The organism is Cysteiniphilum sp., from assembly GCF_057495195.1.
In genome coordinates this window covers 19638-27141 of sequence record NZ_JBXTEF010000068.1, presented here as the reverse complement: position 1 = coordinate 27141, position 7504 = coordinate 19638, and the positions used below count along the sequence as shown (strand labels likewise).

The following is a 7504-nucleotide window of genomic DNA, read 5'->3' as shown; positions in this document are numbered from 1 at the left end:
TATGGTGGGCCCTGCAGGACTCGAACCTGCGACCAACGGATTATGAGTCCGCTGCTCTAACCAACTGAGCTAAGAGCCCTTAAACTTCCGGCTATTTTAGCCCATCATCTTAGTTTTGCAAGCATAATTCTGCTGTTTCCCACGTAGTTATTACGAAAAGTAGGTAATTCTGGTTCATACTGCCTAAAAGTGTGTTTATACTGTTTCCTAATAAGGTTTCTCAACAAGGTTAAATCAATGCATTCATTACATACATTAACATCAGCACGCTTACATTTCTCTGCTCACTTTGATGAAAACCACCATAATGCAGATCTCATTATTGCGATCGCCGATAATGAAGTACAATGGCAAAACTTACCTTCAGGTGAGCTTCTTTACTCTCGCAAACAATCTCAAGCGCCAAAATGTAAAAAAGGCTACCACACACAGCTACCCAATGCTAAAGGCACACACATTATCATCAAAGAAAATGTTGGTGAATGCGAGCTCTATTTATGGCTTAAAGATTTATCTGAGCTAGTTAAGAATGCAAATATCACCAAGGCTAAGAATATTGTTTTTCTTGCTGAGAATACTAGCGAATCAACTGCTGATGCTTGTATGCGTACACTATTAGCACATACTGAAGAGATGCCTAATTATAAGCGCGAACATAAGGCTCAAGAGGTTAGCATCAAGATCATTGGCGATTATAGCGAAAGTGATTTTCTTGATGTACTTGCAAAACACAAAGGTAATGCACTTGCGCGTCGCCTGACTATTTTTCCAACCAATTACTTAACCCCACAGATCTATATCAATCTACTGGAAGATATTGCCAAACGCGAGGATTGGCAATATACGCTTTATGACAAAGAAAGCTTGTCTGAAATGGGTGCTGGCGCCTTTAATGCGGTAGCACGTGCCTCTGAAGTTGCAGGCATTGTGAAGTTAACGTATACACCTAAAGACTTTAGCAAAACAATCGCACTTGTTGGCAAGGGGATTTGTTTTGATACCGGAGGTGTTAGCTTGAAGCAACCACAATATATGTATGGCATGAATGACGATATGATGGGTAGTGCAGTTGCTGTTGGTAGCTTACTATCATTAAGCCTTTTGCAAGTCCCTTATCAAATACATTGTTACCTTGCAATAACTAACAACAACATTGGCGAACGTGCTTTTCTGCCCAATGAAGTCGTCACCGCATTAAATGGTAAAACCATTGAAGTGGTTGATACCGATGCTGAAGGGCGCATGGCTTTATCTGATACATTATGCTTGGCAAGCCAAGATAAACCTGAAATGATTATTGATTATGCGACATTAACAGGTGCTGCGGTGCGCGCATTGGGCACTGAATACTCTGCAATTTTCAGTAATAATTATGACTGGCAATCAAGTTTAGTCAAATATGGTGCTAGGTGTGCTGAGAAAGTATGGCCATTTCCAATGGATAAGCATTATCTTAAAGCGTTGGACTCTGATATTGCTGATTTAAAACAATGTTATGTCAGCGGTAATGCCGATCATATTTTAGCAGCTAAATTCTTACAGCAATTTGTTGGTAAAGACATTCGTTGGTTACATATGGATTTGGCTTCATGCCGCCATAAGGATGGGCTAGCACCAATACCTACTGAGGTCAGTGGTGTCGGGGTTTGGTATACCTGTGAGCTTGTTGAGCAATTTTTAGTTTAATACCATTAGTAATGATAAAAGAATAGTTGAGTTTTAATTACTCCCCTCACCCGCGCAGCTTAAGCTACACGAGCAATCCCGCAAGGGGAGAGGTGCTAGCTCATGTAACTTATTTATACATCATTACTCAATGAGCCTCATCCCAATTATCACCAATACCGACATCAACAATTAGTGGCACTTGTAATAAAGCGTCTGATTCCATAAATTGTTTAATTTCTTTGCCGATTCTTTCTAGCTGATCTTCTTTAACTTCAAATACCAGCTCATCATGCACCTGCATAATCATTCTGGCATCAATATTTTCTTTGATAATCCACTCATCAATTAAAATCATCGCACGCTTAATAATATCAGCAGCTGATCCTTGCATTGGCGCATTGATTGCCACGCGCTCTGCCGCGCGTTTTTTTGCCATATTACGCGAATTAATCTCTGGCAAATGTAAACGTCTGCCAAAAATGGTCTCAACAAAACCATGCTGCATAGCATAGGCTTTGGCATCTTCCATATAGCGCTTAACCCCAGGATAACGCGCAAAATAGATATCAATATACTCTTGTGCTTCACCACGCGGAATGCCTAATTGCTTTGCCAAACCGAATGCACCCATACCATAGATTAAGCCAAAGTTAACTGCCTTGGCTTGACGACGTTGCTCGGGTGTTACATCATCTGCTTTAATTCCTAATGTCTCAGCAGCTGTTGCGCGATGCACATCTAAGCCTTGCTGAAAAGCATGAAGTAAATTAGGATCTTGCGATAAATGCGCCATAATTCTTAACTCCACTTGCGAGTAATCCGCCGCTAAAATCTTATAACCCTTCTTAGCAATAAATGCCTTTCTAATCTCACGACCTACACTTGAGCGAATCGGGATATTTTGCAGGTTAGGCTCCGTTGATGACAAACGCCCTGTACTTGTTACTGCTTGCTGATAGGAAGTATGCACCCGTGATGTTTTACTATTGATCATCAATGGTAGCTTGTCGGTATAAGTTGTTTTTAATTTCACTAAATGGCGATGCTCGATAATAAGCTTAGGTAAGTCATAGATCTCTGCCAACTCCTGAAGTGCATCTTCAGCCGTTGAGGCTTGTCCACCTTGTGTTTTTTTCAAAATGGGCAAACCCATCTTATCATAGAGAATCTCACGCAATTGCTTGGGAGATGACAGGTTAAAGTCTTCTCCTGCTAATTTAATACACTCTTTTTCTAACTGAGCTATTTTTGCGGTGAGTGACGCACTTTGTGCTTTTAATAAATCGGCATCAACTTTAACACCGATACGCTCCATGCGATCAATAACAAAGCTCACCGGTAATTCTTCTTTGACATACAACTCACGTAAACTGTCTATAGCCTTTAACTCATCCCAAATACGCTCATGCAAACGATAGGTAATATCCGCATCCTCTGCAGCATAAAACCCAGCCTTAGCTATATCAATCTGATTAAACGTAAGTTGATTTTTACCCTTGCCTGCTAACTCCTCAAAGCTCACTGTTTTGACATTCAAATAATGATTAGCTAATGAATCCATATCATGGCGTGTTGCTGAACTATTTAACACATATGACTCAAGCATCGTATCATACTTGACACCTTGGACATTAATACCAACGGTGCTTAAAACTTTTAGGTCAAACTTGGCATTTTGTGCAATTTTAGCCACTTGATCATCTTCTAGAATTGGTTTTACTTTATTAACAACCCAATCTAGTGCTAATTGTGTTGGTGCATCGTCATAATCATGTTGCAGTGGAATATAGACCGCGTGATGTGGCCTTAAGGCAAATGACATGCCAACAAGACGCACATTAAAAGTATCTAATGAATCTGTTTCAGTATCAAAAGCAAAGATTTCCGTTTTTGCTAGCTCAGCATAAAAGATATTGAAGTCTTCTTCCGTCAAAATAATCTGATAGTTTAAGGTTGATTGAGTATCGACAGACTCCACTGGAGTGTTTTGTGAATCAGTCACAATATTTGTTTCTTGCTCAAGCTCACGCAACCAGCCTTTGAATTCATATTGTGTGAAAGCCTTCTTAAGATAATCAATATCCGGCTTAACACAGAGCATATCTTGAACTGTGTACGGTAGCTCTAGGTCACATTTAATGGTAGCTAGTTGATAAGACAGTGGCAGAAAATCAATACTCTCTCTTAGATTCTCACCAACTTTACCCGATATTTTATCAGCATTTGCCATAACACCTTGTAAGCTTTGATATTCAGCTAGCCACTTTACTGCTGTTTTTGGCCCCACTTTTGGCACACCCGGGATATTATCTGATGTATCACCCATCAATGCCAAGTAATCAATAATTTGCTCAGGTGTAACTCCAAATTTAGCAATGACTTTCTCGCAATCGGTAATCTCATTTTTCATCGTATCCATTAAGGTGATATGTGCATCAACCAGTTGCGCCATATCTTTGTCACCCGTTGAAATAATCACTTCATGCCCTTCTTTAGCAAAGCGCTTAGCCAATGTACCAATAACATCATCGGCTTCAACCGCATCGATGACAATCAGTGGAAAGCCGAGCTTTTGCACCATTTCATGCACAGGAGATATTTGCACTCTAAGCTCATCTGCCATGGCCTTACGATTGGCTTTATATTCTGGATAAAGATCATGCCTGAAGTTCTTGCCCTTAGCATCAAAAACCACAGCAATATGATTAGTATTTAGCTGCTTAGGTAATTTCTTTAACATATTGATTACACCGAAGATCGCACCTGTTGGTTCACCTTGGCGATTGGTTAATTGTGGTAAGGCATGAAAAGCACGAAAAAGATAAGATGATCCATCAACAAGAACGATTTTTTGAGTGTTTGACATAAAACTAATCTGATTTATAAAAAGATAAGCTATCATACCTGATCAGACTTTAAAGATGTAGTACTCTCAGCAGGTATAATCTCACATTCCCGCCCACTTTGATTACGTAAGCGTTGGCTGAGCATAAGTCGAAGCCTCTATAAAGTGTGCTTTTCCCAAGTGCATCACTTCGACTTACGCTCAGGGTACGGTGAGCATTTTTTGGTGAATATTTAGGTTAGAATAATCCCTTCGATAATGACAAAGATTTAGATTTTTTAATTGTTCAAGCTTTGTAGCTTGCCTTTAATGATAGTCGCAAATTTAAAAAATAATTGAGAAATAAACAGCAACAAAGTTACATTAATCTGCCTTGCGACGTAAGAAAGTAGGAATATCTAAATATTCATTATCACCTTCAGCTGCTACTTTTTGCTCTTTTTCAACTTCTTGCGCTTCAACTGAAGGCGCTTGACGTCTTAACGTATTATTTGTATTAACACCATTTTCTGATGATTTAAATGATACATTTTGACGACCATACGGGCTTGCTGATTTTTGACCTGCCGTACCACTGACAAACTTCGCATGCTCATCAGCTGTATCAAGACCAGTCACAACGATAGTTACACGCAACTCATCTGACATATCTGGATCAATCACCGTACCAACAACAACAGTTGCTTGGTCTGAAGTAAACGCTTTAATCACATCACCCACTTCTTCAAACTCACCAATAGACATATCCATGCCAGCCGTGATATTAACAAGCACACCTTTAGCGCCCGCTAAATTCACATCTTCTAATAACGGACTTGCCACAGCGGCTTCCGCTGCTTCACGCGCACGATTTTCGCCTGCTGCCGTTGCTGTCCCCATCATTGCCACACCCATTGCTGACATCACCGTTCTCACATCCGCAAAGTCGACGTTGATCAAGCCAGGACGTGTGATCAATTCAGCAATACCTTGTACTGCACCTTGTAATACACCATTAGCTGCTTTAAATGCGTCTAATAAGCTAATGTTTTTACCCAATACAATCAGTAGTTTCGCATTAGGGATTGTAATCAATGAATCAACGCTTTGTGATAACTCGCTAATACCATACTCAGCCAATTGCATTCTGCGACGTCCTTCAAATGGGAATGGTTTAGTAACTACTGCTACGGTTAAAATACCCATTTCTTTAGCAACTTCAGCGATCACAGGAGCTGCCCCTGTACCTGTGCCCCCCCCCATACCGGCAGTAATAAATACCATATCAGCACCTTCTAATGCTTGCTGAATACGCGCACGATCTTCTTGCGCTGCGCGTTTACCGACTTCAGGGTTAGCACCAGCTCCTAGACCTTTCGTCAACTCATTACCAATTTGAATCGCATGACGCGCACTTGAGTTTTTAAGCGCTTGTGAATCAGTGTTAGCACAAATAAACTCAACGCCTTCGATGTTTTGTGTCAACATATGCTCAACGGCATTGCCGCCACCGCCACCAACACCAATTACTTTAATAACGGCATTGTCTGTCAACGATTCTGAAATTTCAAACATGTAATGGACTCCTTTTATAAAACTATATTTTAATTTTTAATTCTTATACTTAGTACTTTTTAAAGTACTAAAAATGCTTACCAAACCAACCTTTCATTTTACCCCAAACACCAGAATTATCGGCATCCTCTTCATATGCTAGTTGCCCTTCTTCTATCTGCATATGACTGTATTTAATCAAGCCTACACCTGTTGAGTGCACAGGATTATGCAACACATCTTGAACACCGGTAATATTGGTTGGTCCCCCAATACGCACGGGCACTTTAAAGATTTCTTCTGCTAATGGTGCAATACCTCGCATCTTAGCAGCACCACCGGTTAACACGATACCGGCTGAGATTGCTTCTAATAAGTTATTCTTATCTAACGCCTCATACACAATGCCAAATAACTCTTCCGTTCTTGCCTCAATGACACCTGCAAGCGTTTGCAAAGGTACGCGTCGCGCCAAACGATCCGCAAGTCCTGGAATCTCAATCGCATCATCCGATTTAACCAAATTACTCATTGAGCAACCATATTGAATCTTGATCCGCTCAGCGGTATCTGTCGCCACACGTAAAGCATGTGCTATATCACTGGTGATCTGACTACCCGCAATTGGAATAACTGACGTGTATTTGATGGCACCTTCGATAAATACAGCCACATCAGTTGTGCCTGCACCAATATCAATTAAACAAACACCTAATTCTTTTTCATCATCGGTTAAAACGGCATAGCTTGAAGCAAGCTGCTCAAGCACAATATCTTGCACTTTGATACCACAACGGTTAACACATTTCTTAATATTCTGTACAGCACTTGAAGAAGCAGTCACCATATGAACCTTAGCTTCTAAACGCACACCAGACATACCCAATGGCTCTTTGATCCCATTATGATTATCAATCATAAAGTCTTGGTAGAGGATATGCAAAATCTCTTGATCTGCCGGCATAGGTACGGCTTTTGCCGATTCGATAACGCGATCTAGATCACGCTGTGATACTTCGGCACTTTCAATAGCAACAACACCATGTGAGTCAAAGCTACGAATATGACTACCAGCAATACCAATATAAGCTTCTTTGATGCTAAAGCCGCAAACATCTTCCGCTTCTTGCACAGCTTTTTGAATGGCTTTGACCGTCGCATCAATATTAACAATCACGCCCTTTTTAAGGCCTTTTGAAGGTTGCGTACCAATCCCAATGATATTGATTTGTTCATCTTCATTTAACTCTGCCACCAAAGCCACAACTTTTGACGTTCCGATATCAATGGCACATAATATCTTCTTTTCCACGATTTCAGACATATTCTAGATACTCATTCCAGTTTTAGTGTTTTAACTTACGTCGCATTCTTTTGTTACCTACCCTGACCCTCAATGATATCGCGTATCATTTTCGACCAAAAACAAGGGTAAATCAACCTAAGCTAAGGGTTTCA

General features: G+C 40.4%; 4 protein-coding genes and 1 tRNA gene. 1 reads left to right on the top strand and 4 read right to left on the bottom strand.

What is annotated here, in order from left to right:
* Positions 1-2: 2 nt before the first annotated feature.
* A tRNA-Ile gene (locus ACY10D_RS05865) sits at positions 3-79 on the bottom strand.
* A gap of 158 nt (positions 80-237) precedes the next feature.
* On the opposite strand from ACY10D_RS05865, the gene ACY10D_RS05860 reads away from it, so the two are divergent.
* Positions 238-1686, top strand: coding sequence for a M17 family metallopeptidase (locus ACY10D_RS05860; RefSeq protein ID WP_486999832.1), 1449 nt, complete (start codon positions 238-240; stop codon positions 1684-1686).
* Between the two features lie 127 nt (positions 1687-1813).
* Here ACY10D_RS05860 and polA read toward each other — a convergent pair whose 3' ends face one another.
* From polA to ftsA, 3 genes are all read right to left on the bottom strand, one after another.
* On the bottom strand, positions 1814-4534 hold the full coding sequence (gene polA, locus ACY10D_RS05855) for a DNA polymerase I (RefSeq protein ID WP_486999831.1): 2721 nt from the start codon (positions 4532-4534) through the stop codon (positions 1814-1816).
* Between the two features lie 342 nt (positions 4535-4876).
* Complete coding sequence (gene ftsZ / locus ACY10D_RS05850; RefSeq protein WP_486999830.1) at positions 4877-6067, bottom strand: cell division protein FtsZ; 1191 nt, start codon at positions 6065-6067, stop codon at positions 4877-4879.
* Positions 6068-6134: 67 nt separating this feature from the next.
* The gene (ftsA, locus tag ACY10D_RS05845) at positions 6135-7370 is read right to left on the bottom strand and encodes a cell division protein FtsA (RefSeq protein WP_486999829.1); all 1236 of its coding nucleotides are present in this window, start codon (positions 7368-7370) and stop codon (positions 6135-6137) included.
* Between the last annotated feature and the right edge of the window lie 134 nt (positions 7371-7504).

Excerpts from the sequence above, each read along its gene's own strand:
- ftsZ (WP_486999830.1), bottom strand. The coding sequence starts at position 6,067 with ATGTTTGAAATTTCAGAATCGTTGACAGACAATGCCGTTATTAAAGTA.
- ftsA (WP_486999829.1), bottom strand. The coding sequence starts at position 7,370 with ATGTCTGAAATCGTGGAAAAGAAGATATTATGTGCCATTGATATCGGA.
- polA (WP_486999831.1), bottom strand. The coding sequence starts at position 4,534 with ATGTCAAACACTCAAAAAATCGTTCTTGTTGATGGATCATCTTATCTT.
- ACY10D_RS05860 (WP_486999832.1), top strand. The coding sequence starts at position 238 with ATGCATTCATTACATACATTAACATCAGCACGCTTACATTTCTCTGCT.